Below are 25,765 nucleotides of genomic sequence, written 5' to 3'. Positions count from 1 at the left end.
CTAATATTGCATGTTCCTTACACCTAATCTTCAGGTTGAAAAGCATACTCCTGCATAGCGCGGTGGAACGCACGTACAGCATCAGCTTCGTTGCCTCCCCACACCGCCTGCGACACCGCAAGAAAGTCAGCACCGGCCTGTATGATCGGGCCACAATTCTGCGGCGTTATGCCGCCAATTGCGACGCAGGGAATTTCGACCATTGTCTGCCACCAGGTCAGCAGTTCCAGTTCCGGGCGGTGTTCGCTGGTCTTGGTGGTCGATGGGAAAAAGCTGCCGAAGGCGACGTAATCCGCACCCGCATCCCCGGCTTCGAGGGCGAGGTGGCGGCTCGCATGGCATGTCACACCGATCTGCGCCTCGCGGCCCAATTCTTCGCGCGCTTCGCGGGGATCGCCATCGCCCTGTCCCAGATGGACACCATCGGCACCCAATCGCTTTGCCAAAGCGATGGAATCGTTGACAATAAAGGCGCAACCTTTCGCCGCGCAAATCTCTTGCAGCGGGCCTGCAAGGGTTGCCGCAGTATGCTGATCAACGTCCTTTACCCGAAACTGAAACGCCGCCACGTCACCCGCGGACAGAGCGGACGCCAGACGGTCGGGAAACGAGCCGCCAACGTCAAGCGGCGATATCAGATAGAGTTGGCAATCGGTCATGCTGCGGGTGTTAGTCGCTTGCGCGGCATTCGTCACCATTCAGAGATGCGAAAGCGGCAAGCTGCTCATCTGATTACATGAAGACGTTCGCAATTCTCGTTTTCGTAAGCGCCACACTGGGCGCCTGCGCGGTCATCCCCAACGCACCCAATGTAGATCGCCCACCTCAACCTGCAGGCTACGCAGTGCCGTTCGATCAGCCTGCTCAGGTTGGCGATCTGGTCCTGACATCCAAATCCGTGGTCGAAGACAGCCGCTGCCCGGCCAATGCCCGGTGTATGTGGGCCGGGCGCATGGTTGTCAGGACGCGGATCGATGGAGCTGGCTGGCGCGAAACCAAAGATCTGACCCTTGGCGAAACCTATGGCACCCACGATCGCAAGTTTGCTCTGGTACAGGTGTTGCCAGAGAAGATGACGGGGGATGAAATTGCGAGCGATACCTATCGCTTCCGCTATGAAGCCCGCTGAGCAATGATCCCGTGGAACTTAGGATACCCAAAGCGGCAACAGCCAAACTGAGTATCCAAGTATCCTAAGGTATTCTGCTAGCGAAAAATTAAGCCACTGAAGCAGCGTGAATTTGGTCGATTGCGCTGCCTAGCGTGCCATCGAATTCCGCATCCGATTGCCCATGGCGCAAATCCTGCAGCAGACCACGGCTGAAGCTTGCAATCATTCCAGCGTTCTGCGCCAGTTTTTCACATGCCTCATCGGTCGAATATCCGCCCGACAGTGCCACAACCCGCAACACCTTGGGATGTGCGATCAAAGGCGCGTAAAGATTGGCCTCAACAGGGATCGACAGCTTGAGCATCACTTTCTGCCCGTCGGGCAACGCATCGAGATGCGACAGGATTTCATCACGCAGGATCACCTCACCTTCTGCCCGGTCCGTCGCAGTGATATCGTATTCCGGCTCAAGCATGGGCACCAGCCCGGTCGAAAGAATGCGCGCGCCCTCAGCGAACTGCTGATCGACGATCTGGCGAATACCCACGGGGTTGACCGCCTTGATGACCGAACGCATCTTGGTGCCGAACACGCCAAGTGCCCTGGCCCGGTTACAAAGGTCTTCAAGGCCCGGATTCGGTTTCATCAGCTGAACGCCGTTTGCTTCTTCTTCCAGCCCCTTGTCGACCTTGATGAACGGCACAACGCCGCGTTCGGCCAGACGTGTCGGCACCGGCTTGCCACCACTCACCCCATCCATCGTTTTCTCGAACAGGATCGCGCCGATCACCTTACCGTTTCCGAAACACGGACTCTCGATGATCCGGCTCCGCATTTCATGGATCGCTGCAAACATCTCATCGTCGCCATTCCAGGATTCGTCAGTAATGCCGTAACCGCGCAATGCCTTTGGTGTGGACCCGCCAGACTGGTCGAGTGCGGCAATAAATCCCTGCCCATTGGCAATGCGATCGGTCATTTCCTGATGATTCATCTGACTGCTCCGGGTATTGTGCATACGAATGCAGAAGGTGGCGCGAGGCCTTTAGCCAGCACAGCCCCGCAGGGCAACAGCAGTGTCAGCTACGTGTGCCGACCTTGCGGATAATGCCATTGAAAGTTAGCGCAGGCGCCCCATCCGCCGTTATCATTCCCCGGACAAACACAGTTTTGCCTCCACCGCGCGTCACTGCACCGCGCGCCTCGACGAGTTGGCCCACAGCTACGGGAGCGAGGAAATCCCCCGCGAGTTGCAGCGTAACACCGCGCGCGCCCGCCATTTCGTCAGTGGCGATGGTGAACAACGCGGAATCCGCGAATGTCATCAGGCAGCCGCCGTGCATGAATCCAGCACCGTTCATGTGCCGCTTTTCAGCGCGGAAGGCGCTGACCATGCCGCCATTTTCCTCACGGCGTTCGTAGAACGGCCCGGCGCGCTGCTCGAAAGCGTCTCCCGACCAGGTTTGCCACCCGGCCCATTCGCCCTCGTTCACGTCGGACAGATTGCTGCCCGCGCCAATAACTGTCGGTTCTTCGCTCATGCTTCCAATGCCGCTACGCCCGGCAGAACTTTGCCTTCCATCCATTCGAGGAAAGCGCCACCAGCAGTTGAAATATAGGTGAAATCACGCGCAACGCCGGCGTGGTTTAGCGCTGCGACCGTATCCCCGCCACCGGCGACCGATACCAGCGAACCATCCTGCGTCAGTGCCGCCGCAGTCCGCGCCAGAGCCACAGTGGCTGCATCGAACGGTTCGGTTTCAAATGCCCCCATCGGGCCATTCCACACCAGAGTGCGACAGGTTTTCAGCACATCTCCCAACGCTTCCACTGCGAGCGGCCCTACGTCGAGGATCATCTCGTCAGCTGCCACCTCGTGCACGTTACATGTACGCAGGCTCGCTGGATTAGCGGCAAATTCTTTCGCGACGACTACATCATACGGCAAATGAACGGTGCATCCGGCATGGCAAGCGGTATCCAGAATTGTGTTTGCCGTGCCAGTCAGATCGTGCTCACACAAACTCTTGCCGACATCGACACCGCGCGCGGCAAGAAACGTGTTCGCCATTCCCCCGCCGATGATCAGATGCTGCACTTTGCCGACGAGATGTTCGAGAACAGCAAGCTTTGAACTGACTTTCGCGCCGCCAACCACCGCGGCAACAGGCGTTTCCGGGTTACCAAGCGCCTTGTCCAACGCGGTCAGCTCCGCTTCCATCGCGCGGCCGGCATAGGCGGGCAGAAGATGCGCCAGCCCTTCCGTGCTTGCGTGTGCCCGGTGCGCCGCCGAAAACGCATCGTTAACATAAAAATCGCCATGGGCAGCAATCGCCTCAGCGAATTCGGGATCGTTGGCTTCCTCGCCCGGCCAGAAGCGGACGTTATCCAGCAAGCCGATATCGCCATCGCGCAAAATGCCGATCGCCTGTTCCACCACCGGCCCGGCGACCTCTGGAATGAACATGATTTCGCGATCGAGCACACGCTCCACATCGCCCTGCACCATACTGGTGCTCATCGTCGAATGCCGCTGCCCCTTGGGGCGTCCGAAGTGCGCCAGCAGCAGCACCTTGGCCCCCTTGTCGGCCAGTTCAAGAATGGTCGGGGCGCTTGCCTGAACCCGGGTCACATCGGTTGCGCGACCGTCTTTCATCGGCAGGTTGAGATCGACCCTCACCAGCGCGACCTTGCCACGCACATCACCGATATCGTCGAGCGTCTTGAACTTGGGCATTTTCGACTCCCATTCTCCCCGCCAGGAGAGAGGAACCCCGCAAGGCGCGGGATGAAGGGGCGCCCGCGGATAATTCGGACCGTGGCAGGCGCCCCTCCACCACGGTCGGTCGCTCCCCTCCCCGCTTTCGGGAGGAAGGCAGTGCTCAGATCAGCTTCGCCATCACGCCAGCGGTGTCGATCATGCGGTTGGAGAAGCCCCACTCGTTGTCGTACCAGCTCACCACGCGGGCCAGCTTGCCTTCGAGCACCGCGGTCTCCAGCGAATCGACGGTCGAGCTGGCGGGGTAGTGATTGAAGTCACTCGAAACCAGCGGTTGATCGGTGTAGGCCAGAACACCTTTCATCGCGCCTTCCGAGGCAGCCTTCAACGCAGCGTTCAGCTCTTCCGCTGTTACATCGCGCTTGGGCGTGAACACCAGATCGATCAGCGAAACATTCGGTGTCGGTACGCGCACCGACGACCCATCGAGCTTGCCCTTGAGCTGGGGAAGCACAAGGCCAACCGCACGGGCCGCGCCGGTCGTGGTCGGGATCATATTCTGTGCGCCACCACGGGCACGGCGCATATCGCTGTGCATCTGGTCGAGCATGCGCTGATCATTGGTGTAGGAGTGGATCGTGGTCATGAAGCCACGTTCGATGCCCACCGCATCGTCGAGAACCTTGGCCACCGGTGCGAGACAGTTGGTCGTGCAGCTTGCATTCGACACGATCACATCGTCAGCTGTCAGTGTATCCTGATTCACGCCATAGACAATCGTGGCCGACACACCGGTAGCCGGGGCCGAGATCAGCACACGCTTGGCACCTGCAGCGAGGTGTGGGCGGCTTTTCTCATCCGACTGGAAGAATCCTGTGCATTCGAGCGCAATGTCGATGCCATTTGCCTTATGCGGCAAATTGCCCGGATCACGCTCGCTGGTTACGTGAATGCGCTTGCCATTGACGATCAGATCGTTGCCATCAACCTCAACCGTACCAGGGAAACGGCCGTGGGTGCTGTCATACTGGAACAGCAGGGCATTGGATTTGGTGTCTGCGAGATCGTTGATCGAAACGAGTTCCAGATCGTGATCATCGCGCTCCAGCAGAGCGCGCGCGACAAGCCGCCCGATACGTCCGAAACCGTTGATCGCAACTTTGGTCGCCATGAGAAGAGCTCCTGCTTATCCGTTGAGTTTATTTGTGATTTGCGGGACGATTGCATCCACAGTGAAACCGAACTTGGTGAACAATTCCTCGGCGGGGGCCGACGCACCAAACCGGTTGAGGCCGATCTGCAAGCCATCGCAACCGGTGTAGCGTTCCCAACCCATTGTTACCCCGGCTTCGATCGAAACCTTCAGAGCATCAGTCGGAAGAATATCCGCCTGATACGCCGCATCCTGTTGCTCGAACAGTTCCATGCTAGGCATCGAAACCACGTCGGCACCAATGCCCTGCGCTTCGAGAGCGTCCGCCACGTTGCACGCCAGCTCGACCTCGGAACCGGTGCCGATCAGCACGACTTTACGCCCCGCCTTTGCCGCCCGCAGGCGGTAAGCACCGCGCGCGCTCAACATATCGCCCTCGTGACGCAGTTGCGGGAGATTCTGACGGCTGAGCGCGAGAACCGAAGGCGTTCCCTTATCTTGCAAGGCAAGTTGCCAGCATTCAGCCGTTTCAATGATGTCACACGGACGGAATACATTGAGATTCGGTATCATCCGCAGGCTCATAACCTGCTCCACCGGCTGATGGGTCGGTCCATCTTCGCCCAGTCCGATGCTGTCATGCGTGAACACGTAGATCGCGCGAATCTGCTGCAAGGCTGAAAGACGCACGGCATTTCGGCAATAATCGCTGAAGATCAGGAACGTGCCACCATACGGGATCACCCCGCCATGCAGCGCCATACCGTTCATCGCCGCAGCCATGCCGAATTCGCGAATGCCGTAATAGACATAGCGCCCGGTATAATCGCTGGCGGTCAGCGGCGTTGTCGCCTTGGTTTTCGTGTTGTTCGACCCGGTGAGATCCGCCGATCCGCCAACCATTTCCGGCAAAAGCGGAGTCAAAACATCGAGAGCAAGTTCGGATGCCTTGCGGGTTGCGACCTTTTTATCGCCCGAAAGCCAGGCGGAGAACGCGGCGGCCACCACGTCGCCTTCTGGCAGATCGCCTGCCATGCGACGCTCAAACTCGGCCTTGTCGGACGAGGCATCGAGACGCGCATTCCATTCCTGACGCGAAGTGGCACCGCGCTCACCTGTCTTGCACCAGTCTGCGGCGATTTCAGCAGGAATTTCGAACGGCGCAGCGGTCCATCCCAGTTCGGCACGTGCCGCGGCAATTTCCTCTGCTCCAAGCGGCGCGCCGTGTGTTGCACTCGTGCCCTGTTTGTTGGGTGCGCCCTTCCCGATCACGGTCCGGCACACCACCAGCGTGGGCTTGGCCGTTTCAGCTTTCGCTGCACCAAGGGCACGGTCGATATCGGTAAAATCGTGCCCGTCACATTCGACGACATTCCAGCCGGTGTCTCGGTAACGCGCAGGGATATCTTCGCAGGTCGACAGATCGGTAGATCCGTCGATTGTGATCGCGTTGGAATCCCACAGCACCTTGAGATGCCCGAGGCGGAGATTGCCCGCCAGCCCGATTGCCTCGTGATTGATGCCTTCCATCAGGCAACCGTCGCCTGCAACGACCCAGGTATCGTGATCGACGAGATCGTCTCCGAACACACCGTTCAGATGGCGTTCGGCAATCGCCATGCCGACGGCCATCGCCAACCCCTGACCGAGCGGGCCGGTCGTGCATTCGACGCCGGGCAACAGAAAGTTTTCCGGGTGTCCGGCGCACGGGCTGCCGAGTTGACGGAAATTGCGGATATCGTCCATCGTCGGCGCATCGTATCCGCTCAGGTGCAGCAGGCTGTAGATCAGCATCGATCCATGTCCAGCACTCAGCACGAAGCGATCACGATCGGCCCAATCAGGTGCCTTCGGGTCGAATTTCAGATATCTGGACCACAGGACTGTGGCGACATCGGCCATGCCCATGGGCATTCCTGGATGCCCGGAATTAGCGGCCTGAACCGCGTCCATCGACAGGGCGCGAATGGCGTTCGCCATCGGCGCGAGACGGGACGGGTCGATGGTCATGGGCAATGCTCCGGCAGAGAGAAAACAAGGCGATTCGTCGCGCGCGCATCCCTCTTGCGGACAGGCGGAGGAAGGTCAAGCGACCCCTCCCCCGCTTCCCCGGCCCACCCGACCGAAACCGCGCCCGCTTCGCCTCACGCGAGTTATCAACAGCCCACCCCAACCCTTTGCGTAGAGGCGCTAATTTGCGTATCTAAAGCGCATGAGCGGCGATCGTATCGAAGCAGCAACCCGGCGGATCGAATCCGCACTGACGCGGATCGCGGCAGCGTCGGAGGAAGTGCACACTCAACCGCTTTCGGTGTCCAGACTCGTGGACGAACACGAAACCATGCGTGAAACCGTGATCGCCGCACTGAAAGAACTCGACACGCTCATTGCAGATATCGAACAATGAGCGAGGTATCCGTCACCGTTGGCGGGCGCGTCTATCGCGTCGCTTGCGCTCAGGGAGAAGAGGACCGCGTTCGCAATCTTGCCACGCTGGTTAATGCCAAACTTGAATCGATGGGGCACCTTGGCACCCAAGATGCACAAAATCTGCTCTTCGCATCCCTGATGCTGGCTGACGAAGCGCATGAGGCAAAGGAAAATGCCAGCAAGGCGATCACCGCTAAAGAGCAGGCCGAGTGCACCGCGCAATTCACCGAAGTCGAACTGAACGCACTTAGTAGCACTATTGCAGACCTCGAATCCGAGATCGTTCGTCTGAAAGGCAGCAGCTCTCAACCCACCGGTGAAATGGAGGGTGCGGGCAGCCAGATCGAAGCGTTGACTCAGCAGATTGCCGAACACGAAACGCAACGCGCTGCATTAAGCGCGCAAATCACCGACCTTATTGAAGAGAACAAGGCACATAAGAGCGCGGCCGCATCGGGAAAATCGCCCTTGCCTGATGCAGATGACCCAAATCTTGCCGTGGCATTGGAAAGATTTGCCGAACAGCTCGAAATCTGTGCCGACCGGCTTGAGGGTAAGGAAACCACATCCTAAATAGGCAGCGGCGGGACTGCCCGGCACGAACCTGCAGAAAATCCCTGGGGCTATAAGCAATCCAAGGGAGCCGTCCCTGTCCGGGGTGCGGGGCCTGAAATAGGGCCCGGCCCCGAGGCACATGGCGCCCACCTGACACCTTAGGCGTCAGAGGATTTCCCGGAAACCGACCCATGGTGGTTCCGCCACTCACCTTATAACAGGGCAAATGTCCGGGAGATAAGTGCCTGCGTGACCGATAAGCCAACCCTCCGCAAACGATTGCGATCCGAACGCAAGATACATGTGGCCGCCCTGCCCGCTGTTACGCGTGCACTGTTGTTCCGTACACCGCCCGCCCCTTTGGCGGCATTGGTTCCAGATGATGCAATCATCGGTCTTTATCGGGCAACCCCGCTCGAAGCACCGGCAGGGAATTACGCGAAATACTACATCGAACGTGGCCACCGAATCGCACTTCCCCGATTTGCCGCTGACGATGCGCCGATGGAATTTGCCACCCACTGCGATCCGTTCGGGGAAACCGATCTGGAAAACGGTCCTTTCGGGCTAAAACAACCGGGATCGGAGGCGCCGGTTCTGGTGCCCGACGTGGTGTTCGTACCCTTGGTGGGCTTTACGGACAGTGGCCACCGCCTTGGTCAGGGGGGCGGCCATTATGACCGCTGGTTGGCCCGACATCCTGGCTCCACTGCCATCGGGCTGGCATGGGACTGTCAGCTTGCCGATTCTCTGCCGACGGAAGAACACGACATCCCCCTGTCAGCAGTCGTCACCCCCACACGCCTTTACGGACCATTTGCATGAGAACCGAACCAACGCTGCGTATCTCGCTTGGTATTCTAGGTATGTTGCTGGGGGTGGCTGCCTATGCGCTGGTTATTGCGCGGTATGTGCCCGATCTGATCGCGGGCTGGCACACGCTGTTGCAGACAATGGTCTATATCGTGCTGGGGATCGTCTGGATCCTGCCACTCAAACGATTTCTGGCATGGATGGAAACAGGGCGCTGGCGCTAAGCACCAACGCCCCGATTTTCATCGTTTCCGAAGAAAGATTCCCAAGTGGCGCGAGTGACGGGACTTGAACCCGCGACCCTCGGCGTGACAGGCCGATACTCTAACCAACTGAGCTACACCCGCGCATTCAAGCGGCAGCGCCTCTTGGGAGACGCGCCACTACGGCCTGCAGCACGGGCTGTCAACCGGTCGTAACAGGCATTTTTGAAGGTTTTTTGCACCGCCTTCAGTCTACGGGATATTAACCATATTCCGGCAGTCATCCGCTGTCCTCATCGGGGGATCAGGCGGAGCAAATGACATGCGTGGAGTTATCGGACTGGGCGTCATCGCCTGTGCCCTGTCGACAGCAGCCGTGGCGCAAACCCCGGTCACAATAGATCGAGCCGTTTATGTCGAGCGGGCAATAAACGGTTCACGCTCGATCGAGCCGGCCACCACCCTGCAACGTGGCGATAAAGTGGTTCTCGTCCTCGCATGGCAGGCCCACAACGCGAATCGCAGGTTTACCGTATCGAGCAGAATCCCTCCCACTCTGCTGTTCCAGCGAGCAGGAAACGATATGATCGAGGTATCTGTCGATGGTGGGCGCAGCTGGGGCGCACTCGATAATCTGCGGGTGGGCAGCCGGGTGGCGGCCCCCGAAGATGTGACCGATCTGCGATGGAAAGCCAACGCGCCCACGGGACGGATGACGTTCAGCGCCATAGTGCGATAACGTCACCCCTCCGCCGATATATCGGCGGCAGAGGGGGGCGCTTTAATCCACCAGCAACAGCGCGGGAGTTTCGAGTAGCTTCTTCAACTGCTGGATGAAGCTTGCCGCATCCCAGCCATCGACAACCCGATGATCGCAACTGATCGAGATATTCATCAGCTTACGCTTTTCGATCCGTTCGCCGCCATTGCCATCGGGCACGAACATAGGCCGTTCAACGATCCGATTGGGGCCGATAATCGCCACTTCAGGACGATTGATCACGGGGGTCGTCGCCACACCACCCAGAGGGCCGAGCGATGTCACCGTGAGTGTGGAGCCGGACAATTCGTTCGATTTGGCCGAACCATCCCGTGCGGCATTTGCCAGTCGCACGATCTCCGCAGCAAGCTGCCATAAGTTCTGCCGCTGGGCATTGCGGATCACCGGCACCATCAGCCCGCCATCGGTTTGCGTCGCCATGCCCAGATGAACTGCGCCGTGGCGAGTCACTACTCCCGCTTCATCATCGTAACGCGCATTGATCATCGGGAAATCCGGCAAAGTCTTGCAGATCCCCGTGATCAGCAGCGGCAGCATGGTGAGCTTGGGACGCTCCCCACGCGCTTCGTTCAGCTGAGCCCTAAGTCGCTCCAGTTCGGTCACATCGCATTCTTCGACATAAGTGAAGTGCGGAATGTTCCGCTTCGCCGCCGCCATATTTTCGGCAATCCGGCGGCGCAGGCCGATCACCTTCACGGTCTCATCAGGCCGGGTCGCGGCAGCCGGGGCATGTCCGGATTTGGCGCCATACGAAATGAACGCATCCAGATCGGCATGGCGGATGCGCCCTTCCTCACTCGGCCGCACTTCGTTCAGATCGATACCGAGATCAGTGGCACGCTTGCGGACGGCAGGGGTCGCGAGTACTTTGGCTGCCTCTCCCGCACCGGCCTGACTTACCGCCGGATTAGGTTGAGCCTTAGGCGTCGGGCGCGGCTTCGGGGTTTCGACTGGCGGTGATTCTGGTGGCGGAGCACTCTTAGAGCCGTGTACTATCGCATCGTCAGCGTCCGATGCATCGGACACTTCGGTTTCAATCCGCTCTGCAGCTTGATCTGCCTTGGGGGCCGGCGCTCCAGCATCCTCGCTGTCCGTCAGAACGTCGTCGGGCACTTCACCGTCGGTTTCGATCACCACGAGCATCGAGCCGATGGAAATCGTATCTCCCACCTCGCCTGCGACTTCGATCACTGTACCCGAAACAGGGCTTTCCATTTCGACCGTCGCCTTATCGGTCATCATGTCGGCCAGACGACCATCTTCTTCGACCGTATCACCTACTTTGACATGCCAGTCGACGATTTCCGCTTCGGCGATGCCTTCCCCGATATCGGGCAAGCTGAATGTAAAACGAGCCATACCGATCAGACCTCCAAAATCTTATCCATTGCCTCACCGATACGGATCGGCCCGGGGAAGAATGCCCATTCGAGGCTGTGCGGATACGGCGTATCGAACCCCGTCACTCGCTCCACCGGTGCTTCCAAGTGGTAGAAGCACCGTTCTGTGACCAAAGCGGAAAGCTCTGCACCAAACCCGCTGGTGCGGGTTGCTTCGTGAACGATCAGGCAGCGCCCAGTCTTTTCCACCGACTCCTCGATCGCTTCGATATCGAGCGGAACAAGTGTCCGCAGATCGAGGATATCTGCATCGACGCCTTTTTCTTTCGCCACCGCTTCAACCACATGCACCATTGTGCCGTAAGCGAGGATGGTCATCGCTTCGCCATCACGCACTTTGCGCGCCTTTCCCAAGGGAATGGAATAATAGCCTTCAGGCACCCTGCTTTGCGGAAATTTTTTCCACGGCTGCACGGGTTTGTCGTAAAATCCATCGAAGGGGCCGTTATATATCCGCTTCGGCTCGAAAAAGATCACCGGGTCATCGTCTTCTATCGCGGCAATCAACAGCCCTTTAGCGTCGTGCGGGGTGCTGGGGATAACAGTCTTGAGTCCAGAGACATGCGTAAACAGCGCTTCCGGGCTCTGGCTATGAGTCTGCCCACCGAAAATACCGCCGCCAAACGGAGAGCGCACTGTCATCGGCGCGATAAATTCCCCTGCTGAACGATAGCGTAGCCGCGCCGCTTCAGAAATGAGCTGATCCAGACCGGGATAGATATAATCCGCGAACTGGATTTCCGGCACCGGACGCAAGCCATAGGCACCCATCCCCACGGCGGCACCGATAATGCCGCATTCATTGATCGGCGTATCGAACACCCGCGTCTTGCCGTACTTTTCCTGCAAGCCTGCAGTGCAGCGGAACACGCCGCCGAAATAGCCCACGTCTTCCCCCATGATGACAACCGATGGATCACGGCTCATCATGATATCGAGCGCATCGTTGATCGCTTCGATCATATTGAGGTTGCGCGTCGGCGCATCCCCGATCCCATAGGGGGTGTCGTCCTCGATCACGCTTGAGGCCATTTAATCTTCCTTTCGCGGATCGCCTGCGCGGCCTGTTCTTCCAGATGCCAGGGCAGGTCTTGGTAAACATCTTCGAACATGGTGTGGAACGGATGATGAAGCCCGTGCCCGAGAATGCCGTTCTTTTCGGCCTCTTTGGTGGCGGCCTTCACCTTTTCGGCACATTCAAGGTCGAGCGCCGTCTGGCGATCTTCGTCCCATTCACCGATGGCGATCAGGTGATCTTTCAGACGCATGATCGGATCGCCCAGAGGCCATTCATTGCGTTCCTGCGCCGAACGATAGGCACTCGGATCGTCGGATGTGGAGTGCCCTTCTGCGCGATAGGTGAAGTGTTCGATCAGCGTCGGACCGCCGTTGGCACGGGCTCGGTTCGCGGCCCACTGCGATGCGGCATAGACAGCCAGCGGATCATTGCCATCCACCCGCAGCCCGGCAATGCCATACCCAACGGCACGCGCGGCGAACGTAGTCCGCTCACCACCGGCAAAGCCCGAGAAGCTGGAAATCGCCCACTGATTGTTCACTACGTTGAGGATTACCGGCGCATTATAAACAGCGGCGAAAATACAGGCCGAATGGAAATCTCCTTCGGCCGTACTGCCTTCACCCAGCCAGGTCGCCGCGATCCGGCTGTCCCCGCGAATAGCACTGGCCATCGCCCAGCCAACCGCCTGAGGAGTTTGCGTCGCCAGATTGCCACTGATGGTGAAGAACGAATGCGCGCGGCTGGAGTACATGATCGGGAGCTGGCGCCCCTTCAGCTTGTCCCCCCGGTTGGAGTAGATCTGGTTGATCATTTCAACCAACGGATAGCCGCGGGTAATCAGAATGCCTTGCTGGCGATAGCTGGGGAACACCATATCGTCGCTCGCCAATGCCATGGCGGGGGCGACACTGGTCGCCTCTTCCCCAGTGCATTTCATGTAAAAGCTGGTCTTGCCCTGACGCTGGCCGCGATACATTCGTTCGTCGAACGCACGGGTCAGCGCCATTTGCTCCAGCATGGCACGCAGAGTATCCGGGCCGAGACGCGGATCCCACGGGCCATGCGCCTGATTGTCGTCGCCCAATACACGCACCAGATCGGTGGCCAGCGGGTTGGTTTCTTTCGCTTCACAACTTTCATCGGGCCGGGGTTGAGCGCCCGGTTCGGTGACTGCGAGATGTGAGAAATCAACGTCATCGCCGGGACGAAACTTCGGTTCGGGTACGTGAAGCCTGAGCGATGGGCGATTATGCCCCACCTGCCCGTTTCCAGTCGGCCCATTGACCATATCCTTCTCTCCCGTTCGGTCGGACGCCATCAGCAATGCCAGCAGCAATCTTTTACGATTGAGACATAATATTTCAAACGGCGGAAGCGGTCAAGAAGCCCCTATTCTACACCGCCACGGGAGCCTTTATCGCACCGTGCGGGGTGTAGTCGGAAACCTGGAAATCCTCGATCCGATAATCGAAGATCGTTTCTGGACGCCGCAGTAATTCAAGTCGTGGATGTCCGCGTGGTTCCCGCTCAAGCTGTTCTTCGATCAGATGCACGTGGTTGAGGTATAGATGCGTATCTCCGCCCATCCACACCAGTTCGCCGGGCTCCAGGTCGACTTGCTGCGCCAGCATCCGTGCCAGCAACGCCGCCGACCACAAGTTGAACGGCAGGCCCAGCGCCACATCGCAGCTGCGTTGATAGAGCAGCGCGTTCAGCTTCCCATCGGCCACGTGAAACTGATATGTCTTGTGGCATGGGGGCAATGCCATCCGATCCAGCTCTGCCACATTCCAGCCTTCGATAATGTGCCGCCTGCTACCGGGATTGCTCTGCAGCGATTCGACCACTTCGGCTACCTGATTGATCCCCGGCCCCGGCTCATACGCTCCATCCTTGCGATAGCGGTAGGTCGGCCAATCGACCCATTGCTTGCCATAAACCGGCCCCAGATCGCCCCAGCGAGCGGCGAATTCCTCATTGTCCGCAATTCGCTGCACGAAATCATCGAGCGTAATCTCGTCTCCTGTCTCGCGAACATATTTCGCATGGGGCCACTCGTTCCAGATACCGACACCCTGCAGCACCAGCGCCCGAATGTTGGTATCGCCTGTCAGGAACCACAGCAGTTCGCGAGTCGCGGTTTTCCAATAGACGCGCTTGGTGGTCAGCAACGGCATCGCCCCGCCCGACAGATCAAATCGCAGAGTCGCCCCAAAGACCGACCGAGTCCCGATCCCCGTCCGGTCGACCCGCTCGGAGCCATGCCGCCAGATGTGCCGCATGAGGTCGAGATACTGCTGTTCCGGGTGAACAGCGGTGAGAGAATCGGTCGTTTGCTGTGAACTGGCCATACGAAATACCTAGCGGTGCAAATGCCCGCTTGCCACCCCGGCCCATGCTGCCTATAGGGCGCGCCTTGCCTCGGCCCGTATGGGCATTCGTCCACACGGGAACGACACGGTCGGGGAGTAGCTCAGCCTGGTAGAGCACTGTCTTCGGGAGGCAGGGGCCGGAGGTTCGAATCCTCTCTCCCCGACCAGAATTTTCAAGCATCTAGACGATAGCCAAACAGCGACTGTCTGAGCGGATGGCGCTCGATCGCGCCCGCAAATCTCGGGGCGCTGGCTCTTATTGTACGCAAGCCCGCGATTGTTACCACACCGAGTCGGATGCTGCCCCGGTTCAGGTTCCTCCGCAAAATTGCGGCGCGAAACTGAGAACAGTCCCGCGCCGCCAATATCGTCGGCCCGACAGTGTGGCCGGGCCGTGCCACGCGCCAGATATCAGCGCGCGGCCAGTTCCTTCACCAGTGCGGGTGCCGGATAGATATTTTCCAACGCTTCCTGCACGGAAGCGGTCGAGACCACCACCGTCCGATTAAGTGTCGGATCGTAACCGTAATTGCCGCCCAACGAATGGATATTGCCGTCGAAGGCGGCGCCGATCACCGTGCCATTCCGGTCGATTACCGGCGAGCCGGAGTTGCCGCCGATAATGTCGTTCGTGGTTACAAAATCATAAGCCGCACTCATATCGATTTTGGCTTTGTTGGCGGCGAACGCAGGAGCCACATCGAACGGCGGGCTACCAGTCGCCCGATCGAAAGTGCCGCCCAGCGTGGTGGCAATCGGCACCTGATTGCCACGCTCGACCCAGCCCTTCACCTGACCATAACTGATGCGGAGCGTGAACGTCGCGTCGGGATAGAGCGAGTCACCATAAGCGGCGAACCGGGCGTCGGCCAGTTTGCCACCCGCGACAGCCAGCGGACCGACATAGGCCTCGTCCACCTGCTTCTTCAGTTCGCGTTGGCGCGGGTTCAGCTTGAGCGCGTACTGGATCATCGGATCGTCCGATGCCTTCACCGCGTCCAAACCACCATCCCACAGCTTCTGGCGATAGGCGGGATCGGCAAGCTTGCTGCCTTCGACCAGACGCTTAGCCAGTTCTTCCGGGCTTTCCTTGCCCAGCAGAAGCTTCGAATCCTGATCGTCGACGCCAAGATATTCGCGCGCTTTCGACAGGCTCCATTCCAGCGTCAGTTCGTCCAGCCAGTTATACACCGGCTTTTCATCGAGGATGCGCTTCTTGGTCAGCGGCAGAGCGCTGTCGGTATAGCCCGGCAGGCGTTCGGCGTTGGGCTTGGCGCGTTCCTGTGCGGCGAACACCAGCGCTTCGGCATAACCATAGAGATCGCTCGACGGCGACACGAAGCGGTACGGGAGATAGAGCGAACGATAAGCCGTCACTGCGCTGTCAACCGCCGACCACGGGTCACCGATGGCGGCATTGCCTGCGCTCTTTTCCTTCAGGTCGGCCTCTTTAGCGGCCAGCGTTGCGGTGAAGGCTGGATCGTTCAGTGCTTTCTGACGGCCGATATAGACCTTGAGGCTGTTTTCCACTCCATTGAGCATATCCAGCCCTTCCCGCGCATGGTCGGGGTTTTCCTCCATTCCCCGAATCAGGCGACCGCGCAGTTCAGACATTGTCGTGACCGTGATCGGCAGTCGCACCTCACGCTCAAAGGCGAGCTGGCTGGAGGTGTAAAGGCGGCTGGTCGAACCGGGATTGCCGACGACGAAAGTGATTTCCCCTTCCTTCGGCGCACGAGGGCTCCAGTCCAGGTGATTGGGCGTCGTCACCGGCTTGCCGTTTTCGTATGCGCGCAAGAAGCTGGCATCGAGCGAATAGCGCGGGAAATTGAAGTTATCCGGATCGCCGCCAAAGGTCGCGGCGCGATCTTCCGGGGCCCAGACAAGCCGGACATCGGAATACTTGCGGTAGGTATACAGCTTATACTGCCCGCCCCCGAAAAGGGTCACGACCTGGCAACGGTTGGTATCCGTATCGGGGCAGCTATCCTTTTCGATCTGCGCGATTTTCGCATCGCGCGCCTTGGTCAGCGCCTCACCCGAGAGCGAGCCCATTGCGGCCTTCACAGCACCGGTGACATCGGTGATCTTGGTAACAACTTCAGCTTGCTGGCCAGGGCATTTGAGTTCGGCATCGCGACGATCGGCCACATATCCATCGTTGAGATAGTCGCTGCCCTGCTTCGAGTTATCGAACAGGCACGAGGCGACGCAGTGATGGTTTGTCAGGATCAGGCCCGATCCCGATACGAAACTGGCAGAACAGCCGCCGGTCAAACGAACCGCGGCAGCCTGCACTTTCCCTAACCACGCCTGATCCGGCGACCAGCCATACGCCTCCTTTACTTGCGCGGTCGGGAAATTATCGAAGGTCCACATTCCCTCATCAGCGGCGGCGGGCCGCGATGCCAGAGCGCAGATAGCGACTGCCGCAAAAAGGCTGGCGCGATTGATTTGCATACGTACTTGTCTCTCATAAGTGGTTGAGACCGCAATGGCCCCCGAATTGCGCGATCGGAATATGTCGTCGCTTAATTGCGGCAACACGCCAGACCACATTCTTGAACCGACGGAGGAAGAACGCAAGCACACACCACCCGTCAGCGACAGGGCAGTGATATGTTATATCTCAGAATATGCAACTCTGTGGGTATTTACGCCGCAAAGATAGGTGGCGCGTTTAGCAAGCACCTGAGATCCGGTTGCAGAAGACGAATCCGGCCATTTGCGTCACGCAAACTGCCGGGTCATCGGTCAACCACAGCTACGGACTAACCGGAGTATCGTCAGATTTATCTGCGAGAAGAACGATCCCAACCGCTGCTGCGATAAAGCCCACAAGGATCAGCAAGCGATCCCGTTTGTTCACACCCTTTTCCTGAACAGCGGTATCTTGCTTCGCCCGGGCCTGCGCCGCCACCGGTGCAGCAACGAGAGACGACAATGCAAGACTTAGCATCACATTGCGAAACAACTTCATAATTCACCCTTCACAACAATCCGCAATTCAATGAAATGTCTTGCAGTTTAAAATAGACGAAAGGGGTATTTAATTTCCAGAAATATTACAATCAAATCAATATTTTATATACATATTTATCTGTTGTTGCAATAAGCGCCTTTAACTTGATTAAAGCTCTTATGTAATTGATTAGCCCGACCCTATCCTGCCTAGCCTAACGCTGAAATGTCGGCAGTCTGTCGAAATCGCCACGAACATCACGCCCCACCCAGCCCCTGGCCGACCATGTCGCCCGGACGTATCAGCCGGTCATATTCATTTTCGCTCACCTTACCGGATCGAATTGCTTCGGCGCGCAAGCTGGTTCCGTTAGCGGCGGCGGCCTCCGCGATATGCGCCGCCGCCTGATAGCCGATATGCGGTGCCAGCGCGGTCACCAGCATGAGCGAATTTTCGACGTACCCGGCGATTGCTTCGCGATCCAGTTCAGTGCCTTCCACCGAATGCAATCGGAACATTTCGCAGCCATCGCTCAGAATGGCGATGGAATGCAGCAGGTTATTCACCACGATCGGCCGCATCGCATTAAGCTCAAAATTGCCCTGACTGCCGGCAAAGGCCGTGGCAGTATCTTCCCCGATCACCTGAATCGCGATCATCACCATCGCTTCGCACTGCGTCGGATTGACTTTCCCCGGCATGATCGAGGAGCCCGGCTCGTTATCCGGCAACTTCAGTTCCCCGATCCCGCAGCGCGGCCCGCTGGCGAGCCAACGCATATCGTTGGCGATCTTCATCACCGCCACCGCCACACCGCGCAAAGCGGCCGATACGCGCACCAGCGGATCGAGCGAACCCTGCGCCGCGAACTTGTTGGGCGCGGTGACGAAGGGGCGCCCGGTCAGTTGCGCGATCACTTCGGCGGATCGCGTTGAGAACCCCTTCGGAGCGTTGATCCCTGTGCCCGTGGCGGTTCCCCCCAAGGCGAGGTCATAGAGCCCCTCCCGCTCGCGTTCGACGGCGGCAATGGCATCGCGCATCTGGCCGACCCAACCCATCCATTCCTGACCCACGGTGACGGGAACGGCATCCTGCAAATGGGTGCGGCCGATCTTGACCACATCCATCCACCCGCTGGCCTTCACCGCCATGACATCGGCCAGCGCGGTGAGTTCCGGGATCAACCTTGCGGTCAGGTCATGTTCGACTGCGATATGCATGGCGGTGGGGAACGTGTCGTTCGACGACTGGCTCATATTCACATCATCGTTCGGCCCCACTGGCTGCTGACTGCCCAGCTCTCCTCCAAGCAACTGGATCGCGCGATTGGAGACGACTTCGTTGACGTTCATGTTGGACTGGGTGCCAGAGCCGGTTTGCCACACGAACAGCGGGAATTGCGAGTCCAGATCGCCCGCAATCACTTCGTCGCAGGCGCGAACGATGGCGTCGGCTTTCCATTGCGGCAGTCGCCCCATTTCCGCGTTGACCAGCGCGCAGGCCTTCTTGACCACGCCATAGGCGCGATAGACAGCAATCGGCATGCGGTCCCCGCCGATTGAGAAGTGCGCCAGCGAACGCTGTGTCTGTGCACCCCAGTACTTGTCTGCGGGCACCTCCACCTGCCCCATCGAATCGAACTCGGTCCGTGTGCCGGTCGCATCGATCCCGATGGGGATATCGCGCATCGTCGGGTGATCGGGATTGGACTCAGTCATGATTTGCCTCGCGGTGGTATCGGAACAGAGAGGTAGGCTCTGCCCCTTCGTTCTTGCAACAGACCGCAGCCACAAAGGTGCCCTTTCCATTTGCGCCCCTGCGCGGCAAGGGAAGATCATGACACGTGCCAGCCCATCGATACTGTTCGTCTGTCTCGGCAATATCTGCCGCTCTCCAATGGCGGAGGGAGCCTTGCGGCAGGCTGCCGATGCCGCCGGGCTGGCGCTGACTATCGATAGCGCAGGCACATCGGCATATCACATCGGTTCCCCGCCCGATGGCCGCGCCATTCGCACTGCCGCATTGCACGATGCGAACATCGCGGGCCTGCGCGGGGGGCAGGTTGCGGATGAGGATTTCGAGCGGTTCGACCTGATCTTCGCGCTCGACGAAGCCAACCTTGCCGACCTGAGAGAACGCGCACCAGCCGATTGTCATGCAGAGATAGCGCTGCTGATGGACTGCGTGCCGGGCCGCGCGGGTGAAGCGGTCGCAGATCCGTATTACGGCGGTGAGGAAGGGTTCGCAGAGACATGGACCGATGTCGCCGCCGCCGCGCAGGCATTGGTGAAACAGTTCGGCGGGTAGCGCACCGGCGGCATTCTCCCGCTTTCTCGCGGCGAGACATGGACCGCATGTTACACTGTCCAGAACAGGAAAAACGGCCCTCGCCCGAAAAATGTAATCAGAGCGATTTTCGTTCAGGCTGAGTATGTTGCTCATCGCCGCATAATGGCGCCCGTGCTGTGTGTAGGACAGCGGGAAATGTTCGCGGTTCGCAGGCAGAGTAATATGTCGGACCTGTGAAGAGGCGAAGAAACGGTGAGTGCTTTCGTCAGCGTCAGACCTCCCCCTCCCCGTCGCCCCGGACTTGATCCGGGGCCCAGCTTCCTTCTGGCGCGGTGCTGAAGGATAAACGGGACGCCGGATCGAGTCCGGCGTGACGGATTTGCTAAGGCAGCTCCGGCCCCACCTGCGTTGAGGGATGCGCCCCAACTCACGCCTTCGCCTGGCCCGCCACTCCAGCCATGCCCACAACCTGCTCTGGCGGCTTAACAAACCTGCCCCGAAACCCACGTCGCCCCGGGCCTGATCCGGGGTCCAGCTTTCTTTCTGGCGCGGTGCTGAAGGATAAGCGGGACGCCGGATCAAGTCCGGCGTGACGGATTTGCTAAGGCAGCTCCGGCCCCTCCTGCGTTGAGGGATGCGCGCCCACTCGCGTCTTCGTCTGGCCCGCCACTCCAGCCATGCCTACAACCTGCTCTGGCGGCTTAACAAACCTGCCCCGAAACCCACGTCGCCCCGAACCTGATCCGGGGCCCAGCTTTCCGGGCGATGCCGAAGGTTCCGAAGGACGAGCGACATGCCGTATATCACCGCACCGCAGTTCCGCGCCACTCGCCGCCGAAGCCCGTAACCCCGTCAGGCCGCCTTCTTCTTCCCCTTTCGCGCGACGGCGCTGAGGCCTTTAGTCAGTTGGAACAGGCCGTTCAGGCGGCTCTGCGGGTCGCCCCATGCGCGACTGAGCACCAGCTTCATATCAGGGCGTAGCTTGGCGGTTTCGCCCACCCGTTCGACCCAGCCGATCAGGCCCGCCGGATCGGGGAAGTCGTCGTTGTGGAACGTCACCAGCGTGCCGCGCGCGCCGACATCGATCTTGGCGATATGGGCGTCGATCGCCTGTTGCTTGATTTCTATCAGCCGCACGAGGTTGGCGGTCGGCTGCGGCAGCGGGCCGAAGCGGTCGATCATTTCGGCCGCCAGCGCCTCGATCTCGGCCTTACCCTTGGCATCGTTGAGGCGGCGATAGAGCGCCATCCGCACAGCGAGGTCGGGCACATAATCGTCGGGGATCATAATCGGCGCATCGACGGTGATCTGCGGGGAGAACGCATCCTTCGCCGGTTCCAGCCCCATCGCACCGGCCTTTGCCGCGACAATCGCGTCTTCCAGCATCGACTGATACAGTTCGAACCCGACTTCGCGGATATGGCCCGATTGTTCGTCGCCCAGCAGGTTGCCCGCGCCGCGAATATCGAGATCGTGGCTGGCGAGCTGGAATCCCGCGCCCAGACTGTCGAGATCGCCAAGCACTTTCAGGCGCTTCTCCGCCACTTCGCTCAGCGCTGTGTCGGCGGGCGTGGTCAGGTAAGCATAGGCACGCAGCTTGCTGCGCCCCACACGCCCGCGCAGCTGGTATAGCTGCGCCAGCCCGAAACGGTCTGCGCGGTGGATCACGATGGTATTGGCGCTGGGAATATCCAGCCCGCTTTCGACGATAGTGGTCGACAGCAGAACTTCGTATTTCCCTTCGTAGAACGCGCTCATCCGTTCTTCGACTTCGGTGGGGGACATCTGACCGTGCGCGGCGATCGGCTTCACTTCGGGCACGTGTTCGCGCAGCCAGTCTTCCACTTCGGCCATGTCGGAAATCCGCGGAACGACGATGAAGCTCTGTCCTCCGCGATGGTGTTCGCGCAGCAGAGCCTCGCGCATCACCATATCGTCCCACTCCATCACATAGGTCCGCACGGCGAGGCGGTCGACCGGCGGGGTCTGAATGGTGGAGAGTTCGCGCAGACCGCTCATCGCCATCTGCAAGGTGCGCGGGATCGGCGTGGCGGTGAGCGTCAGCACGTGCACATCGGCACGTAACTGCTTCAGCTTTTCCTTATGCGTAACCCCGAACCGCTGTTCCTCGTCGACGATTACCAGACCGAGATCGCGAAATTCGGTCGATTTGGAAAGGATTGCGTGCGTGCCGACCACGACATCGACATCCCCTTTCCGCAAACCTTCACGGGTATCGCCCATCTCCTTCGCCCCGACCAGTCGACTGAGCCGTCCGACTTTCAGCGGGAATCCGGAAAAGCGCGCGGAAAAGTTCTCGTAATGCTGGCGTGCGAGCAGCGTGGTCGGGGCGACGACCGCGACTTGCTTGCCCGCCATCGCCGCGACGAAGGCGGCGCGCAGCGCGACTTCGGTCTTGCCGAAACCGACATCGCCGCACACCAGCCGGTCCATCGGCTTGCCCGACGCCAGATCGCCCAGCACATCGCTAATGGCGCGATCCTGATCGTCGGTTTCTTCCCACGGGAACCGTTCGACAAACTGGTTGAAGCTGTCGCCATCCGCCTCCAGCGCCGGTGCCGTGCGGAGCGCGCGTTCGGCGGCGGTAATCATCAGCTCGCCAGCGATCTCGCGAATGCGCTCTTTCAGGCGGGCGCGGCGTTTCTGCCATGCTTCGCCGCCCAGCCGGTCGAGCGGAACCGTCTGTTCCGCCGCGCCATACCGGCTGAGCACTTCGAGGTTTTCGACCGGGACATAAAGCTTGTCGCCCCCGGCATATTCCAGCATCGCGCAATCGTGGTGGCTCTTCCCTACCGGGATCGCTTCCAGCCCGCGATAGCGGCCGATACCGTGTTCGACATGGACCACCAGATCGCCAGCGTTGAGCGCGGCGAGTTCGGCCAGGAAGGCGTCGGCATCCTTGCGCCGCTTCTTACGCCGCACCATCCGATCGCCCAGCATATCCTGCTCGGTAATCAGGTCGATCTGATCGTTGGTGAACCCGGTATCGAGCGGCAGGATAAGCGCGACCGGCTTCCCCTTGGCCGCCAGCCCCAGCGCTTCCTGCCAAGAATCGGCCAGTTGCGTCGGTGCGCCCGCTTCGGTCAGGATAGATGACAGGCGCGCGCGGCTACCCTTGGAATAAGCGGCCAGCATGGGGCGCTTGCCCGCCTTGCCCACTGCCTTCAGATGATCGGCGGCGGCGGCATAGACGTTATCCCCCCGCGCCCGTTCCGGTGCGAAGTCGCGGCCCGAATGGAACCCGAAATCGATCACATGATCGCTCTCCGGTTCGGCAAAGATCGATGCGCGGTGGATCGGGCGATTTTTCAGCGCATCCCCGAATTCGTCGCCCGTCAGATAAAGCGAATCGACCGCCAGCGGACGATAACTGCCTTCGGAATGTTCGACACGCTGACGGTGATAATCGACCACATCGGCCAGCCGTTCTTCGCCCGCCTGCAACGCACCTGCATCGATGACCAGCAGATCGTCCTGCCCCAGATGATCGAACAGCGTCGCCATCCGATCTTCGAACAACGGCAGCCAGTGCTCCATCCCTGCCAGCCGCCGCCCATCGCTGATCGCCTGATAGAGCGGATCCTGCGTAGCGTTCGCGCCGAACATTTCGCGATAGCGGCTGCGGAAGCGCTTGATCGAATTTTCGTCCAGCAACGCCTCGCTCGCCGGGAGCAGCAGGTGGCTGTCGAGCACACCGGTGCTCATCTGCGTGGAAGGATCGAAGGTTCGCAGCGATTCCAGATCATCTCCGAAGAAATCGAGCCGCAGGCCCTGATCCAGCCCCGAAGGGAACACATCGAAAATCGAACCGCGCACCGCGAACTCGCCGTGGTCGATCACGGTATCGGTGCGCGAATAGCCCTGCCGCATCAGCATCGCGGTCAGCTTATCATGCGGGATCACCGCACCGGGGCGAAATTCCTGCACCGCCTCGCGAATACGGAACGGGGTCAGCACCCGTTGCAGCAGGGCATTGACTGTCGTGACCAGCAACTGGCTGGCCGCCTTGCCCGCTTGCAGGCGATGCAGCGCCGCCAGCCGCCCGGCACTGATCGACAGCGCGGGGCTGGCACGATCATACGGCAGACAATCCCATGCCGGAAACTCGATCACGTCCAGTTCGGGTGCGAAGTACTGCGCCGCTTCGGCCACAGCGTGCATCGCGGCATCGTCGGGCGCGATGAACACCGCGCGCCCTTTCGCCACCCGCGCCAGATCGCCCAGCACCAGCGGCTGACTGCCGCGCGGCAGCGAAGCCAGAGTTAGCGGTGTGCGGGCGTCGAGTAAGCGGTGAAGATCGGGCATGAAGGCACTACAGGCTTAAGGAATCGGGAGTTATTCGTCGGCAAGACGTGCTCCCTGCCGCATCAGTCGCCTGCGCGCCACCCCCCGAGCATACGATTGACCAGCGCACCGACGACAAGCCCGACCAAAGCGGCGGCGACATCGATCTTGAAATCGACCATCTGCATATCGCGACCGGCGTGCATCGTTCCCTGCAACACTTCGATTGCGCCACCGAACAGCGCCAGCAACGCCAGCAACACGATCATATACCATCGCGGAAACGCCAACCGCGACAGGAAGCCGAGCGTCACGAAAGCAATCGCATGATCCACGTTGCCACCCCGTCCGCCAAGATCGACGGGGGCCAAAGCGAGATAAGCTATCGCGACAACAGCAATCAGCAGAGCGAGGCGGACGATCCAGGCGAGCGCGCGCGGCGGATGCATGTTATTGGAACTCATGTACAATTGGGTAGCCTTGAATGGATGCTGTCGGTTCGTCAGCGTTCCTAACGGATCAAATCTGAACGTAATCCAGCCGTTTCATCGCGGTCATCTGATCCCCGACAAACTCGTCAGGCACGGATTGCGTTCCCAGCGCCCATGCCATGATGTCCACATCCTCTTCTTCCAGCAGCGCTTCGAACCACGCCATTTCGGCTTCGCCCCATTGGGCATGGAACCGGTCGAAGAAACCGCCGATCATGTAGTCCGCTTCGCGCGTACCGCGATGCCAGGCCCGAAACTTCGCACGGGCTAGGCGGGTGGCAAAAGCGGGCATATCTACTGGCGACGTCCTGGACATGGCCAGCGCGGTAGAACCGCACCCGGCCAATGGCAAGCAGAGGGATACGGGAACCGATCTGTCAAAAAGCGCGTGACCGACCATTCAATACCTCCGATAACCACCGATGGAGCCATCGGCATAATGCTCCTTCCACACGGTGTCGTAGATCCGCAGATTGACCGGCTGAGGCCGCAGACCGGCGGTATCCAGCGGACAGCCGCTGCCGTTCACTCTTTCAACCACTTGCGGCAATGTCGCCCCGCTGCCCGCCTGATATCCTCGCAGGAGATAGAGGTGCAGTTCATTCCATTGGTCGAATGCCCACAGATCGTGCCATTCGAATTGCTTCGGTCGCCAGATCGAGTTGTGGCAACCGAAGAACCCCGGCCCGGCAAACATCGGCATCGCATCGGGCGTGATCACCAGAATGTAAGCCGCCCGATAGACAAGGAATTGCAGCAGATCCAATCCATCGGATGCCCGCATATGTTCGATCACGTCCCCCATGATCACGAGGTCGGCACTGCGAAACGGATTGTCGAACAGCGATTCTGCAGGCGCCTGAACCACCGAATTATAGAGGCCGAGCGAACGCAGCCGTTCGGCGGCAGACTGGCCCGGTTCGATAGCGGTCAGGTGCGGCGATTCCGGCAAATCCGCGCGCGCCACCAATCCGGCGTACTTTCCCGACCCGGCACCAATATCGATAATGCTTCGCGGGGCAATCGCGCGGAGCAGTTCGACCACCGCATCATCGAATGTGTTCCACGAAGTATGCTGATTTTCCACAAATTCGGCGGCAGCCATCGCAAACTCCGGTGATAAATGAGTCATTTACAAATTAATAAGTCATTGTTATTAT

24 protein-coding genes, 2 tRNA genes and 1 other RNA gene are annotated in these 25,765 nt (G+C 59.6%); 9 read left to right on the top strand and 18 right to left on the bottom strand.

The features are described 5' to 3' along the window. Positions 1–23: 23 nt before the first annotated feature. Positions 24–698, bottom strand: coding sequence for a thiamine phosphate synthase (gene thiE, locus D6858_RS10855; RefSeq protein WP_120110074.1), 675 nt, complete (start codon positions 696–698; stop codon positions 24–26). 38 nt (positions 699–736) lie between these two features. On the opposite strand from thiE, the gene D6858_RS10850 reads away from it, so the two are divergent. Then, positions 737–1,129 carry a hypothetical protein gene (locus tag D6858_RS10850; protein ID WP_120110072.1) on the top strand — a complete coding sequence of 131 codons (393 nt, stop codon included), beginning with the start codon at positions 737–739 and terminating at the stop codon, positions 1,127–1,129. An 88-nt stretch (positions 1,130–1,217) separates the two neighbouring features. Here the strand turns inward: D6858_RS10850 and D6858_RS10845 are convergent, their stop codons facing one another. From D6858_RS10845 to tkt, 5 genes are all read right to left on the bottom strand, one after another. After that, positions 1,218–2,105: a fructose bisphosphate aldolase gene (locus D6858_RS10845; RefSeq protein WP_120110070.1), complete on the bottom strand. Its 888-nt coding sequence runs from the start codon at positions 2,103–2,105 to the stop codon at positions 1,218–1,220. An 85-nt stretch (positions 2,106–2,190) separates the two neighbouring features. Further along, positions 2,191–2,652 carry a PaaI family thioesterase gene (locus D6858_RS10840; protein WP_120110068.1) on the bottom strand — a complete coding sequence of 154 codons (462 nt, stop codon included), beginning with the start codon at positions 2,650–2,652 and terminating at the stop codon, positions 2,191–2,193. Then, a complete protein-coding gene (locus D6858_RS10835; protein ID WP_120110066.1) occupies positions 2,649–3,848 on the bottom strand; it encodes a phosphoglycerate kinase in 1,200 nt (399 codons plus the stop codon). Before D6858_RS10835 ends, D6858_RS10840 begins: the two co-directional genes overlap by 4 nt. A 145-nt stretch (positions 3,849–3,993) precedes the next feature. Further along, positions 3,994–5,001, bottom strand: coding sequence for a type I glyceraldehyde-3-phosphate dehydrogenase (gap, locus tag D6858_RS10830; protein ID WP_120110063.1), 1,008 nt, complete (start codon positions 4,999–5,001; stop codon positions 3,994–3,996). A gap of 15 nt (positions 5,002–5,016) precedes the next feature. Further along, positions 5,017–6,993 carry a transketolase gene (gene tkt, locus D6858_RS10825; protein WP_120110061.1) on the bottom strand — a complete coding sequence of 659 codons (1,977 nt, stop codon included), beginning with the start codon at positions 6,991–6,993 and terminating at the stop codon, positions 5,017–5,019. Positions 6,994–7,195: 202 nt separating this feature from the next. Between tkt and D6858_RS10820 the strand changes: the two genes are divergently transcribed. From D6858_RS10820 to D6858_RS10805, 5 genes are all read left to right on the top strand, one after another. Beyond that, positions 7,196–7,390, top strand: coding sequence for a hypothetical protein (locus tag D6858_RS10820; protein WP_120110058.1), 195 nt, complete (start codon positions 7,196–7,198; stop codon positions 7,388–7,390). Continuing rightward, positions 7,387–7,986, top strand: a complete 600-nt coding sequence (locus tag D6858_RS10815; RefSeq protein WP_120110056.1) for a cell division protein ZapA — start codon at positions 7,387–7,389, stop codon at positions 7,984–7,986. The genes D6858_RS10820 and D6858_RS10815 overlap by 4 nt, the downstream gene beginning before the upstream one ends. Positions 7,987–7,996: 10 nt before the next feature. After that, positions 7,997–8,173, top strand: a non-coding RNA gene (gene ssrS, locus D6858_RS16360) — 6S RNA. 44 nt (positions 8,174–8,217) lie between these two features. Beyond that, a complete protein-coding gene (locus D6858_RS10810) occupies positions 8,218–8,793 on the top strand; it encodes a 5-formyltetrahydrofolate cyclo-ligase (RefSeq protein WP_225081538.1) in 576 nt (191 codons plus the stop codon). Continuing rightward, positions 8,790–9,005 (top strand): DUF2842 domain-containing protein, encoded by a 216-nt coding sequence (locus tag D6858_RS10805; RefSeq protein ID WP_120110054.1) that lies wholly within the window; start codon positions 8,790–8,792, stop codon positions 9,003–9,005. The genes D6858_RS10810 and D6858_RS10805 overlap by 4 nt, the downstream gene beginning before the upstream one ends. Positions 9,006–9,051: 46 nt before the next feature. Here the strand turns inward: D6858_RS10805 and D6858_RS10800 are convergent. Beyond that, a tRNA-Asp gene (locus D6858_RS10800) sits at positions 9,052–9,128 on the bottom strand. A gap of 178 nt (positions 9,129–9,306) precedes the next feature. On the opposite strand from D6858_RS10800, the gene D6858_RS10795 reads away from it, so the two are divergent. Further along, the gene (locus tag D6858_RS10795) at positions 9,307–9,723 is read left to right on the top strand and encodes a hypothetical protein (RefSeq protein ID WP_120110052.1); all 417 of its coding nucleotides are present in this window, start codon (positions 9,307–9,309) and stop codon (positions 9,721–9,723) included. 42 nt (positions 9,724–9,765) lie between these two features. Here D6858_RS10795 and D6858_RS10790 read toward each other — a convergent pair whose 3' ends face one another. The 4 genes from D6858_RS10790 to thyA form a co-directional block, all read right to left on the bottom strand. Beyond that, positions 9,766–11,124 (bottom strand): dihydrolipoamide acetyltransferase family protein, encoded by a 1,359-nt coding sequence (locus D6858_RS10790; RefSeq protein ID WP_120110049.1) that lies wholly within the window; start codon positions 11,122–11,124, stop codon positions 9,766–9,768. Positions 11,125–11,129: 5 nt separating this feature from the next. Next, a complete protein-coding gene (locus D6858_RS10785; RefSeq protein ID WP_205664926.1) occupies positions 11,130–12,197 on the bottom strand; it encodes an alpha-ketoacid dehydrogenase subunit beta in 1,068 nt (355 codons plus the stop codon). After that, positions 12,182–13,474 (bottom strand): 3-methyl-2-oxobutanoate dehydrogenase (2-methylpropanoyl-transferring) subunit alpha, encoded by a 1,293-nt coding sequence (locus D6858_RS10780; protein ID WP_120110708.1) that lies wholly within the window; start codon positions 13,472–13,474, stop codon positions 12,182–12,184. Before D6858_RS10780 ends, D6858_RS10785 begins: the two co-directional genes overlap by 16 nt. A 106-nt stretch (positions 13,475–13,580) precedes the next feature. Next, positions 13,581–14,537, bottom strand: coding sequence for a thymidylate synthase (gene thyA / locus D6858_RS10775; protein WP_120110046.1), 957 nt, complete (start codon positions 14,535–14,537; stop codon positions 13,581–13,583). Between the two features lie 111 nt (positions 14,538–14,648). Between thyA and D6858_RS10770 the strand changes: the two genes are divergently transcribed. Then, positions 14,649–14,725: transfer RNA gene (locus tag D6858_RS10770), tRNA-Pro, on the top strand. A gap of 244 nt (positions 14,726–14,969) precedes the next feature. Here the strand turns inward: D6858_RS10770 and D6858_RS10765 are convergent. The 3 genes from D6858_RS10765 to fumC all read right to left on the bottom strand — a co-directional run bounded on the left by D6858_RS10765 (position 14,970) and on the right by fumC (position 19,238). Then, a complete protein-coding gene (locus tag D6858_RS10765; RefSeq protein WP_120110044.1) occupies positions 14,970–17,018 on the bottom strand; it encodes a S46 family peptidase in 2,049 nt (682 codons plus the stop codon). Between the two features lie 304 nt (positions 17,019–17,322). Further along, positions 17,323–17,538: a hypothetical protein gene (locus D6858_RS10760; RefSeq protein WP_120110041.1), complete on the bottom strand. Its 216-nt coding sequence runs from the start codon at positions 17,536–17,538 to the stop codon at positions 17,323–17,325. A 239-nt stretch (positions 17,539–17,777) separates the two neighbouring features. After that, positions 17,778–19,238, bottom strand: coding sequence for a class II fumarate hydratase (gene fumC / locus D6858_RS10755; RefSeq protein ID WP_120110039.1), 1,461 nt, complete (start codon positions 19,236–19,238; stop codon positions 17,778–17,780). A 118-nt stretch (positions 19,239–19,356) separates the two neighbouring features. On the opposite strand from fumC, the gene D6858_RS10750 reads away from it, so the two are divergent. Further along, complete coding sequence (locus tag D6858_RS10750) at positions 19,357–19,827, top strand: low molecular weight protein-tyrosine-phosphatase (RefSeq protein ID WP_120110036.1); 471 nt, start codon at positions 19,357–19,359, stop codon at positions 19,825–19,827. 834 nt (positions 19,828–20,661) lie between these two features. Here the strand turns inward: D6858_RS10750 and mfd are convergent. The 4 genes from mfd to D6858_RS10730 all read right to left on the bottom strand — a co-directional run bounded on the left by mfd (position 20,662) and on the right by D6858_RS10730 (position 25,710). After that, the gene (gene mfd, locus D6858_RS10745; protein ID WP_120110034.1) at positions 20,662–24,135 is read right to left on the bottom strand and encodes a transcription-repair coupling factor; all 3,474 of its coding nucleotides are present in this window, start codon (positions 24,133–24,135) and stop codon (positions 20,662–20,664) included. A gap of 62 nt (positions 24,136–24,197) precedes the next feature. Continuing rightward, positions 24,198–24,578, bottom strand: a complete 381-nt coding sequence (locus D6858_RS10740) for a VanZ family protein (protein ID WP_133305278.1) — start codon at positions 24,576–24,578, stop codon at positions 24,198–24,200. A 55-nt stretch (positions 24,579–24,633) separates the two neighbouring features. Then, on the bottom strand, positions 24,634–24,921 hold the full coding sequence (locus tag D6858_RS10735) for an FAD assembly factor SdhE (protein ID WP_240623817.1): 288 nt from the start codon (positions 24,919–24,921) through the stop codon (positions 24,634–24,636). A gap of 84 nt (positions 24,922–25,005) precedes the next feature. Continuing rightward, complete coding sequence (locus D6858_RS10730; RefSeq protein WP_120110025.1) at positions 25,006–25,710, bottom strand: class I SAM-dependent methyltransferase; 705 nt, start codon at positions 25,708–25,710, stop codon at positions 25,006–25,008. Between the last annotated feature and the right edge of the window lie 55 nt (positions 25,711–25,765).

The organism is Tsuneonella suprasediminis (assembly GCF_003605755.1).
GTDB classification, from domain to species: Bacteria; Pseudomonadota; Alphaproteobacteria; order Sphingomonadales; family Sphingomonadaceae; genus Tsuneonella; species Tsuneonella suprasediminis.
Note: the sequence above shows the minus strand (reverse complement) of the source record. Positions and strands in the feature narration are given on the sequence as shown.

Excerpts from the sequence above, each read along its gene's own strand:
- D6858_RS10840 (WP_120110068.1), bottom strand. The coding sequence starts at position 2,652 with ATGAGCGAAGAACCGACAGTTATTGGCGCGGGCAGCAATCTGTCCGAC.
- D6858_RS10765 (WP_120110044.1), bottom strand. The coding sequence starts at position 17,018 with ATGCAAATCAATCGCGCCAGCCTTTTTGCGGCAGTCGCTATCTGCGCT.
- D6858_RS10850 (WP_120110072.1), top strand. The coding sequence starts at position 737 with ATGAAGACGTTCGCAATTCTCGTTTTCGTAAGCGCCACACTGGGCGCC.
- thiE (WP_120110074.1), bottom strand. The coding sequence starts at position 698 with ATGGTGACGAATGCCGCGCAAGCGACTAACACCCGCAGCATGACCGAT.
- mfd (WP_120110034.1), bottom strand. The coding sequence starts at position 24,135 with ATGCCCGATCTTCACCGCTTACTCGACGCCCGCACACCGCTAACTCTG.
- gap (WP_120110063.1), bottom strand. The coding sequence starts at position 5,001 with ATGGCGACCAAAGTTGCGATCAACGGTTTCGGACGTATCGGGCGGCTT.
- D6858_RS10805 (WP_120110054.1), top strand. The coding sequence starts at position 8,790 with ATGAGAACCGAACCAACGCTGCGTATCTCGCTTGGTATTCTAGGTATG.
- D6858_RS10820 (WP_120110058.1), top strand. The coding sequence starts at position 7,196 with ATGAGCGGCGATCGTATCGAAGCAGCAACCCGGCGGATCGAATCCGCA.
- D6858_RS10735 (WP_240623817.1), bottom strand. The coding sequence starts at position 24,921 with ATGTCCAGGACGTCGCCAGTAGATATGCCCGCTTTTGCCACCCGCCTA.
- D6858_RS10815 (WP_120110056.1), top strand. The coding sequence starts at position 7,387 with ATGAGCGAGGTATCCGTCACCGTTGGCGGGCGCGTCTATCGCGTCGCT.
- D6858_RS10835 (WP_120110066.1), bottom strand. The coding sequence starts at position 3,848 with ATGCCCAAGTTCAAGACGCTCGACGATATCGGTGATGTGCGTGGCAAG.
- D6858_RS10845 (WP_120110070.1), bottom strand. The coding sequence starts at position 2,105 with ATGAATCATCAGGAAATGACCGATCGCATTGCCAATGGGCAGGGATTT.
- D6858_RS10785 (WP_205664926.1), bottom strand. The coding sequence starts at position 12,197 with ATGGCCTCAAGCGTGATCGAGGACGACACCCCCTATGGGATCGGGGAT.
- thyA (WP_120110046.1), bottom strand. The coding sequence starts at position 14,537 with ATGGCCAGTTCACAGCAAACGACCGATTCTCTCACCGCTGTTCACCCG.
- D6858_RS10750 (WP_120110036.1), top strand. The coding sequence starts at position 19,357 with ATGACACGTGCCAGCCCATCGATACTGTTCGTCTGTCTCGGCAATATC.
- D6858_RS10780 (WP_120110708.1), bottom strand. The coding sequence starts at position 13,474 with ATGGTCAATGGGCCGACTGGAAACGGGCAGGTGGGGCATAATCGCCCA.
- D6858_RS10760 (WP_120110041.1), bottom strand. The coding sequence starts at position 17,538 with ATGAAGTTGTTTCGCAATGTGATGCTAAGTCTTGCATTGTCGTCTCTC.
- fumC (WP_120110039.1), bottom strand. The coding sequence starts at position 19,238 with ATGACTGAGTCCAATCCCGATCACCCGACGATGCGCGATATCCCCATC.
- D6858_RS10795 (WP_120110052.1), top strand. The coding sequence starts at position 9,307 with ATGCGTGGAGTTATCGGACTGGGCGTCATCGCCTGTGCCCTGTCGACA.
- D6858_RS10730 (WP_120110025.1), bottom strand. The coding sequence starts at position 25,710 with ATGGCTGCCGCCGAATTTGTGGAAAATCAGCATACTTCGTGGAACACA.
- D6858_RS10790 (WP_120110049.1), bottom strand. The coding sequence starts at position 11,124 with ATGGCTCGTTTTACATTCAGCTTGCCCGATATCGGGGAAGGCATCGCC.
- tkt (WP_120110061.1), bottom strand. The coding sequence starts at position 6,993 with ATGACCATCGACCCGTCCCGTCTCGCGCCGATGGCGAACGCCATTCGC.
- D6858_RS10740 (WP_133305278.1), bottom strand. The coding sequence starts at position 24,578 with ATGAGTTCCAATAACATGCATCCGCCGCGCGCGCTCGCCTGGATCGTC.